This is a genomic window from Kitasatospora sp. NBC_01560 (assembly GCF_045208415.1).
GTDB lineage: Bacteria > Actinomycetota > Actinomycetes > Streptomycetales > Streptomycetaceae > Kitasatospora.
The window spans coordinates 7,746,182-7,765,682 of sequence record NZ_CP109364.1; the positions used below are offsets into that span (position 1 = coordinate 7,746,182).

Annotated in this window: 18 protein-coding genes; 16 read left to right on the top strand and 2 right to left on the bottom strand. The window is 74.4% G+C overall.

What is annotated here, in order from left to right:
• Window positions 1–33: 33 nt before the first annotated feature.
• The 5 genes from OH807_RS33410 to OH807_RS33430 all read left to right on the top strand — a co-directional run bounded on the left by OH807_RS33410 (window position 34) and on the right by OH807_RS33430 (window position 6,212).
• Window positions 34–2,922: a nitrate- and nitrite sensing domain-containing protein gene (locus OH807_RS33410; protein WP_406206693.1), complete on the top strand. Its 2,889-nt coding sequence runs from the start codon at window positions 34–36 to the stop codon at window positions 2,920–2,922.
• Window positions 2,919–3,338, top strand: coding sequence for a roadblock/LC7 domain-containing protein (locus OH807_RS33415; protein ID WP_406206695.1), 420 nt, complete (start codon window positions 2,919–2,921; stop codon window positions 3,336–3,338). Before OH807_RS33410 ends, OH807_RS33415 begins: the two co-directional genes overlap by 4 nt.
• Before the next feature lie 8 nt (window positions 3,339–3,346).
• Entirely contained in the window at window positions 3,347–3,826 is a 480-nt protein-coding gene (locus tag OH807_RS33420) for a DUF742 domain-containing protein (protein WP_406206698.1), read from the top strand.
• The gene (locus OH807_RS33425) at window positions 3,807–4,472 is read left to right on the top strand and encodes a GTP-binding protein (protein WP_406206701.1); all 666 of its coding nucleotides are present in this window, start codon (window positions 3,807–3,809) and stop codon (window positions 4,470–4,472) included. The genes OH807_RS33420 and OH807_RS33425 overlap by 20 nt, the downstream gene beginning before the upstream one ends.
• 903 nt (window positions 4,473–5,375) lie before the next feature.
• On the top strand, window positions 5,376–6,212 hold the full coding sequence (locus tag OH807_RS33430) for a winged helix-turn-helix domain-containing protein (protein ID WP_406206704.1): 837 nt from the start codon (window positions 5,376–5,378) through the stop codon (window positions 6,210–6,212).
• Window positions 6,213–6,443: 231 nt separating this feature from the next.
• On the opposite strand, the gene OH807_RS33435 is transcribed toward OH807_RS33430, so the two are convergent.
• On the bottom strand, window positions 6,444–7,226 hold the full coding sequence (locus OH807_RS33435; RefSeq protein ID WP_406206707.1) for an IclR family transcriptional regulator: 783 nt from the start codon (window positions 7,224–7,226) through the stop codon (window positions 6,444–6,446).
• A gap of 431 nt (window positions 7,227–7,657) precedes the next feature.
• On the opposite strand from OH807_RS33435, the gene OH807_RS33440 reads away from it, so the two are divergent.
• The 6 genes from OH807_RS33440 (at window position 7,658) to OH807_RS33465 (ending at window position 13,684) form a co-directional block, all read left to right on the top strand.
• The gene (locus OH807_RS33440) at window positions 7,658–8,719 is read left to right on the top strand and encodes an ABC transporter substrate-binding protein (RefSeq protein ID WP_406206710.1); all 1,062 of its coding nucleotides are present in this window, start codon (window positions 7,658–7,660) and stop codon (window positions 8,717–8,719) included.
• 120 nt (window positions 8,720–8,839) lie between these two features.
• On the top strand, window positions 8,840–9,862 hold the full coding sequence (locus OH807_RS33445; protein WP_406206713.1) for an NrtA/SsuA/CpmA family ABC transporter substrate-binding protein: 1,023 nt from the start codon (window positions 8,840–8,842) through the stop codon (window positions 9,860–9,862).
• 152 nt (window positions 9,863–10,014) lie between these two features.
• On the top strand, window positions 10,015–10,821 hold the full coding sequence (locus OH807_RS33450; RefSeq protein WP_406211335.1) for an ABC transporter permease: 807 nt from the start codon (window positions 10,015–10,017) through the stop codon (window positions 10,819–10,821).
• Complete coding sequence (locus tag OH807_RS33455; RefSeq protein ID WP_406206716.1) at window positions 10,818–11,597, top strand: ABC transporter ATP-binding protein; 780 nt, start codon at window positions 10,818–10,820, stop codon at window positions 11,595–11,597. Before OH807_RS33450 ends, OH807_RS33455 begins: the two co-directional genes overlap by 4 nt.
• A 100-nt stretch (window positions 11,598–11,697) precedes the next feature.
• On the top strand, window positions 11,698–12,603 hold the full coding sequence (locus tag OH807_RS33460; RefSeq protein ID WP_406206719.1) for an ABC transporter substrate-binding protein: 906 nt from the start codon (window positions 11,698–11,700) through the stop codon (window positions 12,601–12,603).
• Window positions 12,604–12,607: 4 nt separating this feature from the next.
• Window positions 12,608–13,684, top strand: a complete 1,077-nt coding sequence (locus OH807_RS33465) for an LLM class flavin-dependent oxidoreductase (protein ID WP_406206722.1) — start codon at window positions 12,608–12,610, stop codon at window positions 13,682–13,684.
• 283 nt (window positions 13,685–13,967) lie between these two features.
• Here the strand turns inward: OH807_RS33465 and OH807_RS33470 are convergent, their stop codons facing one another.
• A complete protein-coding gene (locus OH807_RS33470; protein WP_406206725.1) occupies window positions 13,968–14,957 on the bottom strand; it encodes an aldo/keto reductase in 990 nt (329 codons plus the stop codon).
• A gap of 510 nt (window positions 14,958–15,467) precedes the next feature.
• Between OH807_RS33470 and OH807_RS33475 the strand changes: the two genes are divergently transcribed.
• From OH807_RS33475 to OH807_RS33495, 5 genes are all read left to right on the top strand, one after another.
• The gene (locus OH807_RS33475; protein ID WP_406206727.1) at window positions 15,468–16,487 is read left to right on the top strand and encodes an LLM class flavin-dependent oxidoreductase; all 1,020 of its coding nucleotides are present in this window, start codon (window positions 15,468–15,470) and stop codon (window positions 16,485–16,487) included.
• A 257-nt stretch (window positions 16,488–16,744) separates the two neighbouring features.
• Window positions 16,745–17,311 (top strand): TetR/AcrR family transcriptional regulator, encoded by a 567-nt coding sequence (locus OH807_RS33480; RefSeq protein ID WP_406206730.1) that lies wholly within the window; start codon window positions 16,745–16,747, stop codon window positions 17,309–17,311.
• A gap of 129 nt (window positions 17,312–17,440) precedes the next feature.
• The gene (locus tag OH807_RS33485) at window positions 17,441–18,016 is read left to right on the top strand and encodes a DUF4865 family protein (RefSeq protein ID WP_406206733.1); all 576 of its coding nucleotides are present in this window, start codon (window positions 17,441–17,443) and stop codon (window positions 18,014–18,016) included.
• 15 nt (window positions 18,017–18,031) lie between these two features.
• Window positions 18,032–18,514 (top strand): carboxymuconolactone decarboxylase family protein, encoded by a 483-nt coding sequence (locus tag OH807_RS33490; RefSeq protein WP_406206736.1) that lies wholly within the window; start codon window positions 18,032–18,034, stop codon window positions 18,512–18,514.
• The gene (locus tag OH807_RS33495) at window positions 18,511–19,476 is read left to right on the top strand and encodes a phosphotriesterase (protein WP_406206739.1); all 966 of its coding nucleotides are present in this window, start codon (window positions 18,511–18,513) and stop codon (window positions 19,474–19,476) included. The genes OH807_RS33490 and OH807_RS33495 overlap by 4 nt, the downstream gene beginning before the upstream one ends.
• The last annotated feature ends 25 nt before the right edge of the window (window positions 19,477–19,501 follow it).

The window sequence follows — 19,501 nt, forward strand, 5'->3', positions numbered from 1 at the left end:
TCCGCGCCTGGCACTTCCCCGACCGAGGACTCCATGCGTCTGCGCAGCAGCTCGATCCGCGCGAAGATCATCGCGCTGCTCCTGGTGCCCATCGTCGCGCTCACCGCCCTGTGGGCCTACGCGACGCTCGCCACCACCGGAGACGTCTGGAGCCAGCTGGAGGTCAGCAGTACGTACAAGGAGTTCGGCAGGCCGGTCGACCAGTACGCGTACGACCTGCAGAACGAGCGCCGGGCCGCCGTCAAGCGGCTGGCCGACCCGTCCTCGCGGGCCGCCCGGGACGCCTTCGAGCACGCGCAGGCCGTCACCGACCAGGACCTCGGCGTCCTGCGGCAGAAGAAGGACTCGGGCGGCGGCAAGCTCGACTCCGCGCAGCGCGGCCGCTACGTGCAGATCCTCGCCGCCGCCGACCAGCTGACCCCGTTGCGCGGCCAGATCAACCGCGCGGCGCTCAACTGGGAGTTCGCCCTCGACCAGTACAGCGACCTGGTCAAGCCCACCTTCGGCTTCCGGTCCGCCTTCGTCGCCCGGCAGAGCGGCCAACTGCCCCGCCAGGGCACGATCCTGATCGAGCTGGCACGCGCCCGCGAGTACCTCTCGCAGGAGGACGCGGCGATGGAGGGGCTGCGGACGGCCACCGGCCGGCCGACCTCCGAGCAGTACCAGACCGCGATGGACGCCCTGCACAACCAGCAGGCCCTGTTCACCGTCTACATCGCCGAGCTCGAACCGGCCGACCAGAGCGACTACATCGCCCTGCGGGGCGGCGAGGCCTGGGCCGCGCTGGCCCGCGCCGAGGCCGACTTCGTCGGCGCGGGCGGGCCCGACCGGGTGGTCCAGGCGATCAACGGCGACTCCTGGCGCGAGACGGCCGACCGCGCGCTGGGCGACCTCGCCGCGATCAACTCCCGGCTGGCCGTGACGATCGGCGACCGCGAGCAGTCCTACGCGATGGGCCTGCTCTGGCGCGGCGGCATCGCGGGTGTGATCGGCCTGATCGCCGTCGTGCTCTCGATCGTGATCTCCTACCGGATCGGCCGCGGGCTGGCCCGCGAGCTGATCGGCCTGCGCAACGCGGCCAACGAGCTGGCCGGCACCCGGCTGCCCTCCGTCATGCTGCGGCTGCGCAAGGGCGAGGCGGTGGACGTCGCGACCGAGGCGCCGGAGCTGGAGTTCGGGCCGGCCGAGGTCGGCCAGGTCGGCCGGGCGATCAACGCCGTGCAGCGGGCCGCCGTCGAGGCCGCCGTCGAACAGGCCGAGCTGCGGCGCGGCGTCTCGGCGGTCTTCGTCAACCTGGCCCGGCGCAGCCAGGTGCTGCTGCACCGCCAGCTGACCCTGCTGGACACCATGGAGCGCCGCACCGAGGACCCGGCCGAGCTGGAGGACCTCTTCAAGGTCGACCACCTCACCACCCGCATGCGCCGCCACGCCGAGGGCCTGATCATCCTGGCCGGCGGCTCGCCCGGCCGGGCCTGGCGCAAGCCGGTGCGGATGGTGGACGTCGTCCGCGCCGCCGTCGGCGAGGTGGAGGACTACGCCCGGGTGACCGTCCGGCCGTTCCCCGGTACCGGGCTGCTGGGCAGCGCCGTCGCGGACGTCACCCACCTGGTGGCCGAACTGGTGGAGAACGCCGCGGTGTTCTCCCCGCCCAACACCCAGGTGACCGTCCAGGGCGAGGTGGTGGCGCACGGCTTCGCCCTGGAGATCGACGACCGCGGTCTCGGGCTCGGCGAGCAGGCCACCGCCGAGATCAACGAACGACTCGCCGTGGAGCAGGAGTTCGACCTCGCCGACACCGACCGGCTCGGCCTGTTCGTGGTCAGCCGGCTGGCCCGCCGGCACGGCATCCGCGTCCACCTGAGGCCCTCGCCGTACGGGGGGACGACCGCGGTGGTGCTGATCCCGCGCGAGCTGCTGGCGGAGGCGCCGGACGGGCTGCCGGAGCCGGCCGGCGGGGCGGGCGCGGCGGCCGGGGCCGGGCGGCGGCCGGTGGCCGTGCGCAAGGGCCAGCGGGACTTGGTCGCCGTGCCGGCGCTGAGCGGCGAGAGCGGCCAGGACGCGCCCGCCGGTGACGCCACCACCGGCAGCGGTCCGGACGGCCGCCGGGCGGGGGCCACCGGAGCCGGCCAGGGCGGCCGCCACCGGGTGAGCGGCGGGCCGCGGCCGTCGGCGCCCGAGCCGGCCCGCACCCCGGGCGGACTGCCGCGGCGCTCCCGCACCAAGGGCGGGCCGGTGCTGGTGCCGAGCCCCGCCGACGAGACCTCCCCGGGCACCGGCCGGCACCGCCGCGAGGAGCTTGCGGCGGCGGCCGCCGCCGCGCAGGGCTCCGCGCCGGTGGACACCGGCAAGGCGGCCGCAGCGACGGCGGCCACGGCGCCCGCGGCCGCGACCACGGCCGGCACCGGAGCCCTGCCGCGCCGGATCCGCCAGGCGAGCCTCGCCCCGCAGCTGCGCGAACGCGCCACCCAGGACGCCGAGGCCGGCAACGGCCGGAGCGCCGACAGCGAGCCCGTCCGGGAGCGCTCGCCGGAGGAGGCCCGCGCCGCCTTCGCGTCGTTCCAGCGCGGCTTCACCCGGGGGCGCGGCGCCACCGCCCCGGCGGCCCCGGCCGCCAGGCCCACCGCCGTGCCCACCTGGCTGCCGCCGGACCCGGCCCGCCGGGCGATCGCCCCGGCCCCCGCGCAGGCGGCGCTGCCCGCCCCGCCCGCCAGTGGCTCGGCCCCGCTCGCCCGGCGCGTGCCGTCCGCACCGCCGGCGCCGCGCTTCGCCCGGGGCCCGCTGCCGGCGCCCGTGACACCCGCAACACCGGCATCATCCGCACCACCGTCCGTGTTCTCCCCACCCTCACGCTCACCCACGGCAGTACCGGCATCGCCCGCACCGCCCGCACCACCCGCTCCAGCGGAAGGAACTGATTCATGACCACTTCGACGCAGTCGGCCGGAGACCTCAACTGGCTCCTGGACGACCTCGTGGGACGCGTCGCGGCGCTGCGGCACGCGGTGATCCTCTCCAGCGACGGGCTGGCCACCGGCGCCTCCCGGGGCCTGGAGCGCGAGGACGCCGAGCACCTGGCCGCCGTGGCGGCCGGATTCCACAGCCTGGCCAAGGGCGCGGGCGGCCACTTCAAGGTCGGCGGCGTCCGCCAGACCATGGTGGAGCTGGACGAGGCGTTCCTCTTCATCACCGCGGCCGGCGACGGCAGCTGCCTGGCGGTCCTCAGCGAGGCCGAGGCCGACATCGGCCAGATCGCCTACGAGATGGCCCTGCTGGTCAAGCGGGTCGGCGAGCACCTGGCGGCCGAGCCGCGCACCGAAGCCGCCCCGCCGGGGAGATGAGCGGCCCGATGGCGGACCCGATGGCGGCGGAGGAGCCGGAGCTCGAACCGGACGACCCGGGCGGGGACGAGCCCGGGATCGACCTGTTCGAGCCGCGAACCCCGGTCGACGACCGGTGGTTCGACGACGAGGCCGGGCCGGTGGTGCGGCTGTACTCGATGACCCGGGGCCGTACCCGGCCGGTCGAGGACGGCCTGTTCGACCTGATCTCGCTGATCACCGCCGCCGACCCCGCCCCGGACGCGGGAGCCGTACCCGCGCACGTGCTCGACCCGGAGCACCAGACCATCCTGGCCTGGTGCCGCCGGGAGCCGCTGTCCGTCGCCGAACTCGGCTCCTACACCGACCTCCCGGTCAGCGTGGTCCGGGTGCTGCTCGGCGACCTCTACGACGCCGAACTGATCAGCGTCACCCGACCCGTTCCGCTCGCCGAGCTCCCGGACGAGCGCCTGCTGCGAGACGTGATCAATGGACTCCGTGCGCTCTGACCACCACGAGAACGCCGCCCCCGGCGCCGCCGCCGGCCGGGGCGCCGCGGCCGGCTCCGCCACCGACCCGCGGTGGCGCGGCGGCCCGGGCGTCGCCGTGAAGATCCTGGTCGCGGGTGGCTTCGGGGCGGGCAAGACCACCCTGGTCGGCTCGGTGAGCGAGATCCGCCCGCTGCGTACCGAGGAGGAGCTGAGCGAGCTCGGCCGCCCGGTGGACGACACCTCGGGCGTGGAGACCAAGCGCACCACCACGGTGGCGATGGACTTCGGCCGGATCGACCTGCGGCCCGGGCTCGCGCTCTACCTGTTCGGCACGCCGGGCCAGGACCGGTTCTGGTTCGTCTGGGACGAGCTGGCCCGCGGCGCGCTCGGCGCGGTGGTCCTCGCCGACACCCGGCGACTGGCGGACTGCTTCCCGTCGGTCGACTTCTTCGAGCAGCGCGGTATCCCGTTCGTGGTGGCGGTGAACTGCTTCGAGGGGACGGAGGCCTTCGCGCCCGAGGAGGTCCGGGAGGCGCTCGACCTGGACCCGGGGATCCCGGTGCTGCTCTGTGACGCGCGCCGGCGCGAGGACGGCAAGGAGCTGCTGGTCACGCTGGTCGAGCATGCCGCCGAGCGTCGGCGCGGGGCCCCGGCACGGGTCTGAGCGGTCGTTCGGAACCGCCCCGACCTGGCCTTCGAGGTGCGCCGTCTCATTGTGAGGTCCGCATTCCGGACGTTCGATGTCCGGGAGGTTGCCTTGATTGGCTCGGCGTGGAAGGCTCTGTGAACGGAAGGCCGCCCGGCCCTGCTGTCGGGCGCCTCGGAACACCTGAAGGGCCCCGGAACCGGGTGCCCGACAGCGGCGCCACGGCAACGAGGGCCGGCAACGAGGCCAGTAGTGAGGGGGAGGTGCAGTACCGTGACGATCGACCAGCGCCGCGCAGCCGCCGCGCACGCCCCTGCTCCGCCCACGCCGGCCCTGACGGTCCGCCGGTACATCGACCACGCGCTGACCTGCAGCGCCTGCTGTCGGTGACGCACCCGACCGTCCCCGCCCCTTCGACGGATCCCCTGGCCGGTCTCACCCGCCGCGCCGTTCCCGGCCCTCCCGCCGCCCTCGCGGCCGGATGCTGACGATCCGTCAACTCGTCGACCAGGCACCGCCGGACGCCCCGTCCGGGGCATTGCCGTCGCCCGGACCCGCTTCGCGGAGAGCACCAGTGAACCTCGCCCGCTCCACCCCCGTCCCACCTGTCGTCGCCACCGGTGGCAGAGCCGCCGCCGATACTGTCCGCGTGACGGGGGCGACACACCGCGTGCGGTGCAACAGTCCGTTCACATGGTTGAATGGGCGCATGAACAACGTCGTGGACAGCAGCCGAGGTCGCTCCGACCTTGAGCCGTTCTGGCCGTCCCGGCAGCCGCACCTGTTCGACCAGACGTGTCCGGGTTCGCCCAGCGCGTCCCGGCACTCCGCCCGCTGACCTCGAATCAGCCCCCGGCAGCAACGCCCGGTCGACGCGCAGACGACTCCACCCCGTCCGTCACGCGCGAAATGAGCGGCACCATGTCTTCTTCCACGGCCACCCTTCCCCTGCCCGCCGCGACCCCGCACCTGCGCGCGGTCCGCTCCCTCCCCTCCACCGCCACTGCCGCCGTCGCCGAGCGATGGCACGGCCAGCAGCAGGCCGGCCCGCAGTCCGCCCCGGCCCCGCACCCGTCCGCCCAGCACGCCGCCGCCCCGCACCCGTCGGCCGCGCAGGCGCCCGTCGCGGCTCCGCAGGGCGGTCAGGCCCTCCAGGCACCGCAGGCCCTGCTCGCCGCACTGCCCGAGGGGGCCACCGTGGTGGCGGCCCTTCCGCAGGGTGCGCTGCCGCAGGGTCTGCTCGCCCAGTACAGTGCGCAGTTCGGCGCAGCGGCCGGTCACCCGATGGTCGGGTACCTGGTGCTGGTGCCCGCCGAGGCTGCGGTGACTCCGGCCAACTCGTCCGCCGGCCAGGCCGTTTCGGTTCGTCCCACCGGTGTTGCCGGTACGCCCGGCGCCGCAGCTGCCGTCGGTCACATCGTGGCGGCACCGGCCGCCGGTCCGGCCGGTGCCCGCCCGGTGCGGCCCGCCGGACGCGGCATCACCGTGGACGTGGAGCGTCGGAACGCCTACGTCGACGGGCGGCTGCTCGACCTCACGTACCTGGAGTTCGAGCTGCTGGCGCACCTGACCGAGCACCCGCAGCGGGTGCACACCCGGGACCACCTGGTCTCCGCCGTCTGGGGCTACGGCCACGTCGGCGACGGCCGCACGGTGGACGTCCACGTGGCGCGACTGCGTCGCAAGCTCGGATCGGCCTACCGGGACAGCATCGTGACGGTCCGTCGGGTCGGCTACAAGTACACCCCGGTGGTGTGATCACCGGTACGGACCGGGGCTGAACGCCGGCTTCGGCCGGGGTGCGGCCGCGGCGCGGTGGCTTCAACCTGCCGGTGCGGGCCGGGCGTTCACTGCGAACGCCCGGCCCGCACCGGCGTTCGCGCCCAGCTGCCTTGCGGCGCAGGCGTGTTGGCATTGCTCGTCCGGCTGTGGGCGCGGTCCGGGGGTCTCGTGCTTCGGCTCCGGGCGCTTCGGACGTCCGGGTGCTGCTCAGGCCCGCTGGTCCGGCGGCAGCAGCAGGACGGCGAGTGCGTTCGCGCAGGTCCGCGCGTGTCCGAGGAACCAGTCCAGCCGATCGTCCGTGAGGTGCGCCGGCGTCGAGCGCACGGCGAGGGCGAACCGGGCCTGCCCGGAGCCGTCCAGCACCGGGACGGCGACGGTGCGGACGCCGGCGGCCGACTCGCCGTCGTTGAGGGCGTGACCCGCGGCCCGGACCTTGACCAACTCCTCGGCCAACAGGTCCGGTTCGGTGATCGTCCGGTCGGTGAACGGCTGGAGCGGGCCGATCGCCGCCGCGCCCGAGTCACCCGGGCGCGGCCAGGCCAGCAGTACCTTGCCCAGGGCCGTCGAGTGCAGTGGCCGGCGGAGCCCGAGCCCGGTGTCCGGGCGGACGGAGGCGCCGACCAGGATCACCGCGTGCGAGCCGCTGCGGATGGCGAGGTCGGCGGTGGCGCCGGTGCGCCGGGAGAGCAGGTCGAGCTCGGGAGCGGCGAGGTGCAGGCCCCGCTGATGGAAGCTGAGTTGGCCGAGTTCGGCCACGGCCGGGCCGAGCCGGTACCGGGCGGTCTGCTCGTCCTGCTCCAGGAAGGCGGCGCTGACCAGGGTGCGGGCCAGCCGGTGCGCGGTGGAGACCGACAGGCCCAGCCGGCGGGCGAGGTCCGAGGCGCTCAGGTCGGGGCCGTTGTCGTGGAAACAGTGCAGCAGTCCGAGTGCCCGCTGGACGGCCTGCGCGCCGGCCGGCGGGCTCTGGACGGCGGTTGCGGCCTCGGCCATGGCACCTCGCGTTCTGTCCGGCGCTCCGGTGCGATCACCGAAGTCGGTTCCAGACTATGGCAGCTGATGCTTCCCGATTGTGTCGGTGACGTTGCAATGGAGTGGCATTCATGAACAATGATCCCACCATGTGGCAAAGGCTTGCCTCGCGCTCCGTTGCCGTGGAACGCTCGGCACATCGCACCGGACAGTCCCGCCCGGAGCACCCCCTCCGGACCGTCCGTGTCCGGTTCGCCGATGGCCCGCCGACGGGTCGCACCGCAGGAAGGAGCAGCATCGTGACAACCCACCGATGCCCGGCCCCCTGCGTCTGTTGTCGCTGACGCGCTCCCGCGCCCTTCCGGACCCCCCGAATCACCCCCGACGTCCCACGTCCGTGCCCGCGCCCCGCCGCGCCCGCGCACACCCAGCCGCAGAGGAACCCCGCCACCGTGCCCAGCCACACCCCCGCCGCCGTCCAGGCGTCCCCCGACACCCCGGACACCCTCTGGTTCACCCGCTGCCCCGTCCCCACCGCCACCGGCATAGCCGCCGACCAGGGCCGGTTCGCGCGGGAGTTCGCCGCCGACGGCATCACCGTGCGCTCGCTCCAGGACGCGCCGCCGGATGTGGCGGCAGACCACCACTACACCCACGCGCTCACCGGCCTCTTCCGCGAGGGCGGCAACGTGCCGGCGCTCTGGGCCCGTTCGCGCGGCGAGCGGACCCGGCTGATCGGCCTCACCTGGATCGAGGAGCGGCAGGTCGTCCTGGTCCGGGCCGGCAGCGGGATCACCGAGCCCGGGCAGCTGCGCGGGCTGCGCCTGGCCGTCCCACGCCATGGGATCGGCATCGACTTCTGGCGGGCGATGGCGCTGGCCGGCCTGCACGGTGCGCTCTCGCTCGCCGGGCTGACCCTGGACGACGCCGAGCTGGTCGACGTCCCCGCGCTGCCCGGGAGCGGGCAGTGGGCGGCGGAGCTGGCCGCCCTGCGCGACGGCGCCGTGGACGCCGTGTACGTCAAGGGTGCGCTGGCCGTCGAGGCCGCCCGCCGGGTCGGTGCCGAGGTCGCCGTCGAGCTGGACACGGCGCCGGACCGCCGCGCCCGGGTGAACAACGGCACGCCCCGCCCGGTCACCGTCCACCAGCGGCTCCTGGACGAGCATCCTGACCTGGTGACCCGCTTCCTCGCCGTCCTGCTGGAGGCCGCCGACTGGGCGGCCGAGCACCCCGCCGAGGTGGGCCGGATCCTCCAGGCCGAGACCGGGGCCGGCGCCGAGGGCGTCGCAGGCGCGTACGCGGCCGGAAGCCACCGCACCCTGCACCTCGACCTCTCCGAGGAACGTCTGGACCTGCTCGCGCAGCAGGAGCGCTTCCTGCGCCGCCACGGCTTCCTCGCCGCCCCCGTGGACGTCCGCGGCTGGGCCGACCCGGAGCCGCTCCGCGCCGCCCGCGAGCTGCTCGAACACCGCCGCCGGTCCGCGGCGGGCGAGCAGCCGGTGGCCGGGGGCTGACGGCCGGTGCCGGACGCTCGACAGCCGACAGCTGCGCCCGGCCCACCACTCCCGATCCCCCCGCGCCCCCTGCCGCCCTGCCCGGGCCGCCCCGCCCCCCGAACCACCTTGGAGTGCACCGTGAAGACCCCTCGCCTCGCCCTTGCCGCCACCGCCCTGCTCGCCACCACCACCCTGGCCGCCTGCGGCTCGTCCGCCGACGGGGCGAAGGCCTCCGCCGACGGCGGCGGCAAGGCCGACGTCGTGCTGCGCCTGCCCGACCCGGGCAACAACGGCTTCCTCGCGCTCGGCAAGAAGGACGGCTCGCTCGACAGGGCCCTGGCCGCCGTCCACGCCAAGGCGGCCTGGACCGGGAGCGCCGGCCCGTTCGCGCCCGCCGCCCAGGCGCTCTCCGCGGACCAGCTCGACGTCGCCCAGGGCTCGATCACCTCCGCCGTCGCCGCGCTCGCCCAGAAGCCCGGCTTCAAGCTGTTCGCGCAGACCGCCCCCGACGGCGTCGGCGAGGGCATCCTGGTGAAGAACGACTCGCCCATCAAGTCGGTCCAGGACCTCGTCGGCAAGAAGGTGGCCGTCTCCCAGGGCGGCACCAGCGAGTACCTCCTGCTGAAGGCGCTGGCGAAGAACAACGTCCCGGCCGACCAGGTCGAGCGGGTCTACCTGCGCGCCGACCAGACCTCGGGCGTCTTCAACTCCGGCCAGGTGGACGCCTGGGCGACCTGGAACACCTTCTCCACCCCGTCGATCGCCAACTCCGGCGCGCACTTCCTGGCCAACGGCAAGGAGGTCGGCTCCGACAACTACGCGGTCTGGGCGGTCCGCAACGGCTTCGCCGAGAAGTACCCGGCGGTGGTCAAGGCCTTCTACAGCTACCTGCACGAGAACGGTCTCAAGGAGAAGGCCGACCCGGCCGCCTACCTGAACGTCTTCACCGACTCGGGCCCGACCGCGGTCACCCCGGCGGAGAAGGACGTCGCGATCGGCGTCAGCAAGCAGCTCGCCACCGCCGACGTGATCACCGAGGCCGACATCACCCGCTTCGGCACGGTCGCGCAGTTCTTCGCCGACCAGAAGGTCACCAAGCAGCTGGTCGACGTGAAGCCCTACCTGATCGCCATCGACTCGTTCGCCGGCGGCGCCAAGTGAGCACTGCGACGGGGAACCCCCGGGCCGCGGCCGAGGCTCCGCCGGGAGCCGCAGCCGCAGCCGCAGCCGCAGCCGCAGCCGGCGCCGAGGGCGGCACTGGTGCCGACGGCGGCCGGGCCGACGACGGCACCGCGGCCGCGCTCGAAGCCGGCCTGGTCGCCCCGCGGACCAGGCTGCCCGCGCCCCGCCCGCGCGCCCTCGCCGTCACGCTGCGCACCCTCGGTCCGCTCGTGCTGCTCGGCGGCTGGGCGCTGGCCTCCGCGACCGGCGCCCTCACCCAGGACGTGCTCGCCTCGCCGGCCCAGGTGGCCGAGGCGGTCGGCGAGCTCTGGGGCAACGGCCAGCTTGCCGACGCGCTGACCGTCTCGCTCACCAGGGCCGGCCTCGGCCTGCTGTTCGGGGCGAGCGTGGGCCTGGTGCTGGGTGTGGTCACCGGCTTCTTCCGGCTCGGCGAGGAGCTGCTCGACTCCGCGATCCAGGTGCTGCGCACGGTGCCGTTCCTGGCACTGGTGCCGCTGTTCATGGTCTGGTTCGGCATCACCGAGACGGCGAAGATCGCCCTGATCGGCGTCGCGACCAGCTTCCCGATGTACGTGTCCACCTCCGGCGGCGTGCGCAACACCGACCGCAAGCTGATCGAGGCGATGCGCAGCTTCGGCCTCGGCCGCTGGGCGATCGTCCGCACCGTGGTGCTGCCGGGGGCACTGCCCTCGCTCCTTTCCGGCCTGCGGCTGTCCATGACGCTCAGTGTGATCGCCCTGATCGCCGCCGAGGAGATCAACTCCACCGAGGGCATCGGGTACTTGATGGCCCAGGCGCAGAACTTCTCGCGCACCGACATCCTCGCCGTCTGCATCCTGATCTACGGGCTGCTGGGCCTCACCGCCGACGGTGTCGTCCGGCTCCTGGAGCGCTTCCTGATGCCCTGGCGCAAGGCCACCCAAGGAGCGGCCCGATGACCACCCCGACCATCCATGACCGGACCACCCACGACCGGACCGCTGCCGCGGCGACCCCGGCCGCGGGGACCCCAGCCGCGGAGACTCCCGCCGTCCACCTGCGCGGACTGCGCCGGGTCTTCGGCTCCCGGGCCGTCCTCGACGGCGTCGACCTCTCCATCGCCCGGGGCGAGTTCGTGGCCCTGCTCGGTGCCAGCGGCACCGGAAAGACCACCCTGCTGCGCATCCTCGGCGCCCTGGACAGGGCCGACGGCGGCACCGTCCTCGTCCCGCCGGTCCGCACCGTGGTGTTCCAGGAGCCCCGGCTGGTCCCCTCCAAGCGGGTGCTCGCCAACGTCACCGTCGGCCTGCCGCGCGGCGCCGCCACCCGGGAGACGGGGCTGCGGGCGCTGGCGGAAGTCGGGCTGGAGAAGCACGCCGAGGCGTGGCCGGCCACCCTGTCCGGTGGCGAGGCGCAGCGGGTCGCGCTTGCCCGGGCCCTTGTCCGGGAGCCTCAACTGCTGCTGCTGGACGAGCCGTTCGCCGCGCTGGACGCGCTGACCCGGCTGCGCATGCAGGACCTGGTGGGCGACCTCGTCCGCCGCCACCGCCCGGCCGTCCTGCTGGTCACCCACGACGTGGAGGAGGCCGTCCGGCTCGCCGACCGCGTGGCCGTCCTGCGGGACGGCAAGCTGGTCCGCGACGAACGCGTCACCGTCGACCACCCGCGCGACCCGGCGGACCCGGCCTTCGCCGAGCTGCGCCGCGGCCTGCTCGCCGACCTCGGCGTCCACTGAGCATCCGTCGCACTGAGCACCTGCTCCACTGAGCACCCGTTCCACTGGGCATCCGCTTCACCGTGGCCCCCACCATCACTGCACCGCACTGGAGTTCACCATGGCCATCACCCTCGGCGTCCACGCCAGCAACCCGTCGCTCTACTACCTCTCCCGGCTGGACTACCTGAACGAGGAGCTGGCCGCGCTCGGTGAGACCGGTGCGTTCCACCACTACGCCGACGGCACCCGGACCGGCGCGCTGCTGGCGGACGGCACCATCGACTTCGGCGGCACCGGCTCGACCCCGCCCGTCACCGCGCAGGCGGCCGGCCACGACCTGGTGTACGCGGCGGTCTCCGCGCCCCGCCCGGACCACGGTGCGCTGCTGGTGCGCGCCGACGGCCCGGTGCAGTCCGTGGCCGACCTGAAGGGCGGGACGGTCGTGCTGGGCGTCGGCTCCTGGCAGACCCACCTGCTGGCCAAGGCCCTGCACGCCGAGGGCCTCTCCTACGCGACCGACATCACGCCGGTCCGCCCCGCCGTCGACGAGGACCAGGCGCAGCGGCTTCGCGACGGTGAGATCGCCGGATGGATCGCGCAGGGTGCCGAGCTGGCGGCGGCGCGGCGCGGCGGGGAGTTCCGCGAGCTGATCCGGACCGGCGACGTCATCACCGACCGCTCGGTGTTCTTCACCCGCCGGGACTTCGCCACCGGCCGGCCGGAGGTGGTGGCCGCGATCGGCGCCGCGCTGCGCCGGGCGGACGCCTGGGTGGCAGCCCACCTGTCCGAGGCGGCCACGATCGCCGCGGGCGACCTGGGCGGCGCGGCCGAGGACTGGGAGGCGGCGCTGGGTGCACTGCCGTGGCGGCTGGAGCCCGCGACGGCCGGGTTCGTCGCCGAGCAGCAGGAGGCGGCGGACATCTTCCACGAGGTCGGCTTCATCGACCGTGCGGTGACCGTTGCCGATGCCCATCTGCCCGCCCTGGAGGCCCCGGTGGCCGCCGCGCTCGCCAAGGCGGTCTGATCCGATGGCCTCCGAAGTCCTCTGGTACATCATCCCGCGCGAGGGCCACTACCCGTGGGAGCCGGCCGGCCGGCGTCCGGTAGACCTCCGCTATCTGCAGCAACTCGCGGGCAGCGTCGAGCGGCTGGGCTACACCGGTGCGCTGCTGGCGACGGACCTCTACGACGTCTGGGATCTCGGCAACGCGCTCGCCGCCGCGACCACCCCGGCCTTCAAGCCGCTGCTGGCCGTCCACCCGGGCCTGATCTCGCCCACCCTGCTGGCCAAGATGGCGTTGAGCTTCGACCATCTGCACGGCGGCCGGCTGCGCTTCAACGTGGTGAACGGGTCGACCGCGCAGCTGCGCGAGTACGGTCTGGACGTCGAGCACGACGACCGGTACCGGCTCAGCGCCGAGTACTGGTCGCTCGTCAAGCGCCTGACCTCCGGCGAAGTCTTCGACCACAAGGGCGAGTTCTACGACCTGAAGAACGCCGGCGCGAGTCTGCGCGAGCTGACCCCGGTCCAGCCGGGTGGCATTCCGCTCTGGTTCGGCGGGAGTTCGGCGGCCGGTATCGAGATGGCGGCCGAGCACGTGGACGTCTACCTGACCTGGGGCGAGCCGCCGCACCTGCTCAAGGAGAAGCTCGACCTGGTCCGCGCGCGGGCGGCCGCGTACGGGCGCAGCCTGCGGATCGGGCTGCGGCTGCACCTGATCGTCCGTGACACCGAGGCGGAGGCCTGGGCCGCCGCCGACCGGCTGCTCGACGTCACCAGCGAGGCGACGTACGCCCGCCAGCTCGGCGGTGCCAAGGGCGAGGACGGGGTCGGCTGGCAGCGGCAGTTCCGCCAGCACGGCGGCAAGGTCCCTGCCCGGGCTCGGGAGTTGGAGAGCTACCCGAACCTCTGGCCGGGGATGAGCCTGTTCCGTCCCGGACCGGGTACCGCGGTGGTCGGCTCCACCGCCCAGGTGATCGAGCGGCTCCAGGAGTTCGAGTCGCTCGGCGTGGACACCTTCATCCTGTCCGGCAATCCGCTGCTGGAGGAGGCCCACCGGGTCGCCGAGACGGTGCTACCCGCGCTGGGCGTCAACCGCCGCTAGCGTGTGGGGCAGAGCGCCCGGCAGGACGGGGAACGGCAGGGGCGAGGTGAGCGCCAACTGCCGGGCGAAGCGGGCCAGGGCGCGAAGGAGGATCGTCCGCACGGGGACTCCCGGGGTTCGAAGGACGTGTGCGGACGGTACAACGCCCGGCGGCCCGGCAGGTCACGGCCGGCCCCCGCCGCCACGCCTTCCGCCGCCACTGCGGCCGGTCCGCGGGCGGCGCGTGGGGGTGGACCGGTCTCCCCGGTCCCACCCCACGCGGCCCCGGCGCCGCGCCCGGTGCTCAGCGGCTCAGCGCGTCGATCTCCGCGAGCTCCTCGGCGGTCAGCGGGCCGCCGTTCAGCGCGTCGATGTTCTGGTCCAGCTGCTTGACGCTGCTGGCGCCGATGATCACCGACACCACCCGCTCGTCGCGCAGCACCCAGGACAGCGCCAGCTGGGCGAGGGTCTGCCCGCGCCGCTCGGCCACCTTGTTCAGGGCCCGCAGCTGCTCAAGCTTCGCGCCGGTCAGCGCCTCCTCCTTGAGGAAGTGGCCGACCGACATCCGCGAGCCCTCCGGCACCTCGCCGGAGAGGTAGCGGTCGGTCAGCAGGCCCTGGGCGAGCGGCGAGTAGGCGATCAGGCTGGTCCGCGTCTCGCCGACCGCGTCGAGGACGTCGTCCTCCACGTACCGGTTGAGGATCGAGTACGCGGACTGGTTCATCAGCACCGGCGTGCCCAGGTCGCGGAGGATCGCCGCCGCCTCCCGGTGCTGCGCGGCCGGGTAGTTGGAGATGCCCGCGTACAGGGCCCTGCCCGAGCGCACCGCCGAGTCCAGCGCGCCCATCGTCTCCTCCAGCGGAGTGTCCGGGTCGTGGCGGTGCGAGTAGAAGACGTCGACGTAGTCCAGGCCCATCCGGTCCAGCGACTGGTCCAGGCTGGCCAGCAGGTACTTGCGGCTGCCGCCGTCCCCGTACGGGCCCGGCCACATGTCCCAGCCGGCCTTGCTGGCGATGAACAGCTCGTCCCGGTACGGGCGGAAGTCCTGGGCGAACAGGTAGCCGAAGTTGCGCTCCGCGCTGCCGTACGGCGGGCCGTAGTTGTTCGCGAGGTCGAAGTGGGTGATGCCCCGGTCGAAGGCCCGGCGCAGCACGGCGCGCTGCACCTCCAGTGGCTGGGTGTCACCGAAGTTGTGCCACAGGCCCAGCGAGACGGCGGGCAGCTGTACGCCACTGCGGCCGGCCCGGCGGTAGGTCATGGCGGCATAGCGGTCATCCGCGGCGAGGTAGGTCATGCCGGACATCCTGCCAGTCCGACGGCCGGGATCAAGCTCTTGCCCCGCTCCTGACCGGTGCATATGCTCGCGGTGGATCGTGTGTGTGCGAGGCGAAGGGGGGAGCGGGGATGTCCGACTGTGCCGTGCCCCTGCGCTGTTGTCGCCCCCACCGTCTCCCCGGCGTCCGCAGCTCGCACAGCATCGGTTAACCACCGGTAGCACCCGTGGGGCCGCCCGTCGCCGTGCGCCGTGGCCCCGTGCCCGCGGTGCCTCTGCGGCCGCCCCGTCGTCCGGCCCGTTCCCCCGTGGGCGCCGCCCGGTGCAGCAACCTCCGCGGCCGCCCGCAGGCCCGGCGACGTCCGGTGATGTCCGGTGATGTCCCACCACGTCGCGGTGCTGCCGTCTCCCATCACGTCCCATCGCGCCCGGCCAGGTCCGGGCGTTCCCCGTCAACTCCCGCCGGGCTCAGCGGAGTCCCGCGCATTCCACCGGACCGGGCCGAAGCCCGCCGCCCCTAAGGAGACCGCCATGCGGTTCACCGTCTCGTCCCTCGTCTCCAACGGACCCGACCCCGTCACCGGTGTGCAGCGCACGCCGCACGAGAAGCTGCACAACGTCATCGACCAGGCCGTCACCGCGGAGCGCCTCGGCTTCGACGGCTACGGCGTGGGGGAGCGGCACGGCGAGCCGTTCCTCTCGCCCGCGCCGCCGGTGCTGCTGAGTGCCATCGCCGCCCGTACCTCCACCATCCGGCTCTTCACCACGGTCACCGTGCTGAGCATCCTGGATCCGGTCCGGGTCGCCGAGGACTACGCGATGGTCGACCAGCTCTCCGGCGGCCGGCTCGAACTGATCATCGGCAAGGGCAACGACCCGCGCCACTTCGGTCTGTTCGGTCTGCCGGAGGACCGGCAGTGGGAGGCGCTCGCGGAGAACTACGGCCTGCTGCACCGGCTCTGGCGGGAGGAGAAGGTGAGCTGGGAGGGCAGCACGCGGCCGGCGCTGCACGAAGTCACCACCTCACCGCGGCCGTTCCAGGACCCGATCCCGGTCTGGCACGGCAGCGCCACCAGCGAGCAGTCGACGGACCTCGCGGCGCGGTACGGCGACCCGCTCTTCTCCGCCAACTCCTTCCACCCGCTGGCCAAGTACAAGGCGCTGGTCGACCACTACCGCGAGCGCTGGGAGCACTACGGCCACGACCCGAAGGAGGCCAGGGTCGGGACGAGCTTCGGCGGGCTGTTCGTCGCCGAGCGGTCGCAGGACGCCGTGGAGGGCTTCCGCCCGTACTGGGACGCGATGTTCAACTCGGCCGCCGGCAAGCACAACAACTCGCCGTTCGCCTCGCTGGAGGACGCGTTGGAGCGCGGATCGGCCCTGGTCGGCAGCCCGCAGCAGGTGATCGAGAAGATCCACCGCTACCACGAGGCCTTCGGCAACGAGGTGGTCGGCATCGGGGTGGATTCGCTCACCGAGCGGGCGCAGCACGAGCAGTTGGAGCTGTTCGCGAGCGAGGTGGCCCCGGTGATCCGCCGCGAGCTCCCCTGACCGCGCGCCGGCCCGCCCCGGCGCCCCTGTGCGGGCGGCCGGGGTGGGGTGACGCGCGCCACCGTCGTGCGGCGGGTGCGGCGCGTGCGGTGCGTTCGGCCGGGGGACGGTGATCATGCAGGACCGTGGACCGCCGGGGGGCGGCCCACGGTCCGTCCGGCTGCCCGGCTGCCCGGGCGGGCCTGAGTGGGGAGGCGCCGACAGCTCTGTACCTACAGGTATGTACAGCTGTACATACCTGTAGGTACAGTGGCCGCATGGCAACCCAGGACCGTCTCATCGAGAGCACGCAGGAGCTCCTCTGGGAGCGCGGCTACGTCGGCACCAGCCCCAAGGCGATCCAGCAGCACGCCGGCGTCGGCCAGGGCAGCATGTACCACCACTTCACCGGCAAGCCCGACCTCGCCGCCGCCGCACTGCGTCGCAGCGCCGAACAGCTCCGCGCCGTGGCCGCCGCGGACCTGGCCGGCCCCGGACCTGCCTACGACCGGATCGCCGCCTACCTGCACCGCGAGCGCGACGTACTGCGCGGCTGCCGGATGGGCCGGATGGCCCAGGACCCGGACGTGATCGCCGACCCACAGCTTCGCGCCCCCGTCGAGGAGACCTTCGACTGGCTGCGCGGGCGGATCGCCGAGGTGGTCGCCGAGGGTCAGGCCGCCGGCGAACTCGCCCCGGCAGCCGACCCGGTGGACACCGCGGCCGCCGTGGTCGCCGTCGTCCAGGGCGGCTACGTGCTCGCCCGGGCCGCCGGTACCGCCGAGCCCTTCGAGCAGGCCGTGCGCGGCGCGCTCGGCCTGCTCGCCGCCCACCGCCTCGGCTGAGCGGCGGGCCCGCCGTCGGACCGGATCCACGCTCCACGGCCCCGAACCCGATCGATCCGCCCTCCCGAGCCGCGCGGCTCCGCCCTCCCGGGCCGCGCGGTGCCGGGCCGCGCCCCGAGGAGACCGCCCGTGCACGCCATGCAGTACGCGATCACCCTCCCCGCCGACTACGACATGGGGATCATCCGCAAGCGGGTCGCCGACAAGGGCCACCTGCTCGACGACCACCCGGGCCTCGGCCTGAAGGCGTACCTCGTCCGGGAGCGCGGCCAGGACGGCGCCCCGGTCAACGAGTACGCCCCGTTCTACCTCTGGCGGACCCCCGAGGGCATGAACAGCTTCCTCTGGGGCCCGGGGTTTCGCGGCCTCGGCGCGGACTTCGGCCGTCCCGTCGTCCGGCACTGGCTCGGCACCGGCCTGAGCCGCGGCCCCTTCCGGGGCACGCCGGTCACCGCCACCCGGCACGTCGAACGCCTCCCGGAGAACACCGATCCGGCCGAGGCCGTCGAAGCCGCCGTCGGCGCCCTGCCGGACCACCCCGCCCTGCACACGGCCGCCGTCGCTGTCGACCCCAGCCGCTGGGAACTGCTGCGCTTCGCCCTCTGGGCCGGCCCCGCCCCGGCCGGCGAACCGGGCACCCGCTACCGGGTGCTGCACCTTTCCGCCCCCGAACTCGACCGGCTGCCCGCCGGCCGCCACTGGTGAGAGGATCACCCGCCCATGGAGCCCACCGCGCTCACCGCCGCCGTGCTCGACCGAGCCGCCGGCTACGACCTGATGAACGAACTCGCCGGCCCGCAGACCCAGGCCGCCACCCTCGCGGGCCTGGACGCACTGGCGCCCGGCTTCCCCGACTGGATCGTCACCAGCCTCTTCGGCGGCACGTACCAGCGGCCCGGGCTGGCCCTGCGCGACCGTCAGATCGCGAACCTGGCCGCCCTGACGGCCCTCGGCGGCGTCGAGCCGCAGCTCGCCGACCACGTCCGCAACAGCCTGCGGATCGGGCTCACCCCGGCGGAGATCACGGAGGTGCTCGTCCACCTCGCGCCCTACGTCGGGGTGCCCAAGGCGCTGGCCGGCCTGCGGGTCGCCGCCACGACCTTCGCCGAGACCGGGGCGGAGCCCGTCACCGGGGCCGTTACCACGACGGCCACCGGCGCCACGACGGGGACCGGTACCACGACGGGGACCGGCACCGCATGAGCGCCGCCACCCCGGGGCCCGGGGCCGCTCCCCGCCGGGGCGCCGGCCCCGTCACCGTCCGCACCGTGCTCGGCGACGTCGACCCCGCCGAGCTCGGCGTCTGCGACGCCCACGACCACCTCTTCCTGCGCAGCCCCCGCCTCCCCGGCGAGGAGCTGGACGATCCGGCCGCGGCCGGGACGGTCCTGCGGGACTTCGCCGCGGCCGGCGGCCGGACGTTCGTCCAGTGGACCCCGCACGGCATGGGCCGCGGCGGCCACGCGCTCGCGGAGCTGTCCCGCACCACGGGGGTGCACATCGTCGCGGCCACCGGGCTGCACCAGGCCGTCCACTACGAGCCGGCCACGCTCACCGCGCTGTACGACGGGGACCGGCTCGCCGAACTGTTCACCGAGGAGCTGACCACCGGACTGCGTGGCGCGCCCGCGGGCGTGCGGGCCGGTCTCGTGAAGGTGGCCGGCGACTTCCACGGGCTCGGCGAGCACACCCGGCGGGTCATGCGGGCCGCCGCCGAGGCGCACCACGCCACCGGCGCGCCGATCGCCGTCCACCACGAACTGGGCACCGCTGCGGCCGACGTCCTGGAGCTGCTCTGCGGCCGGTACGGCGTCCCGCCGCAGCGGGTGATCCTGGGCCACCTCAACCGCCTGCCCGACCTGCGGTTGCACCGGTACCTCGCCGCGTCCGGCGCCTACCTCGCCCTGGACGGCCCCTCGCGCGCGCACCACGCCACCGACCACCACCTGTTCGACACCGTCGCCGCCCTGGTGGAGGCCGGTCACGCCGGCCAACTCCTCCTCGGGGGCGACACCACCACCCGCTCCGCCCGGCACGCCCCGGGCCCCACCCACCTGCTCACGTCCCTCGCCCCGCGGCTCGCCCGCGAGTTCGGCCCCGAGCTGCCGGCCCTGGTGCTGACGGCGAACCCGGCCCGGGCCTTCGCGGCACCGTGGCCGTCCTGACGGAGGAGAGCCCGAGGGCGGCGGC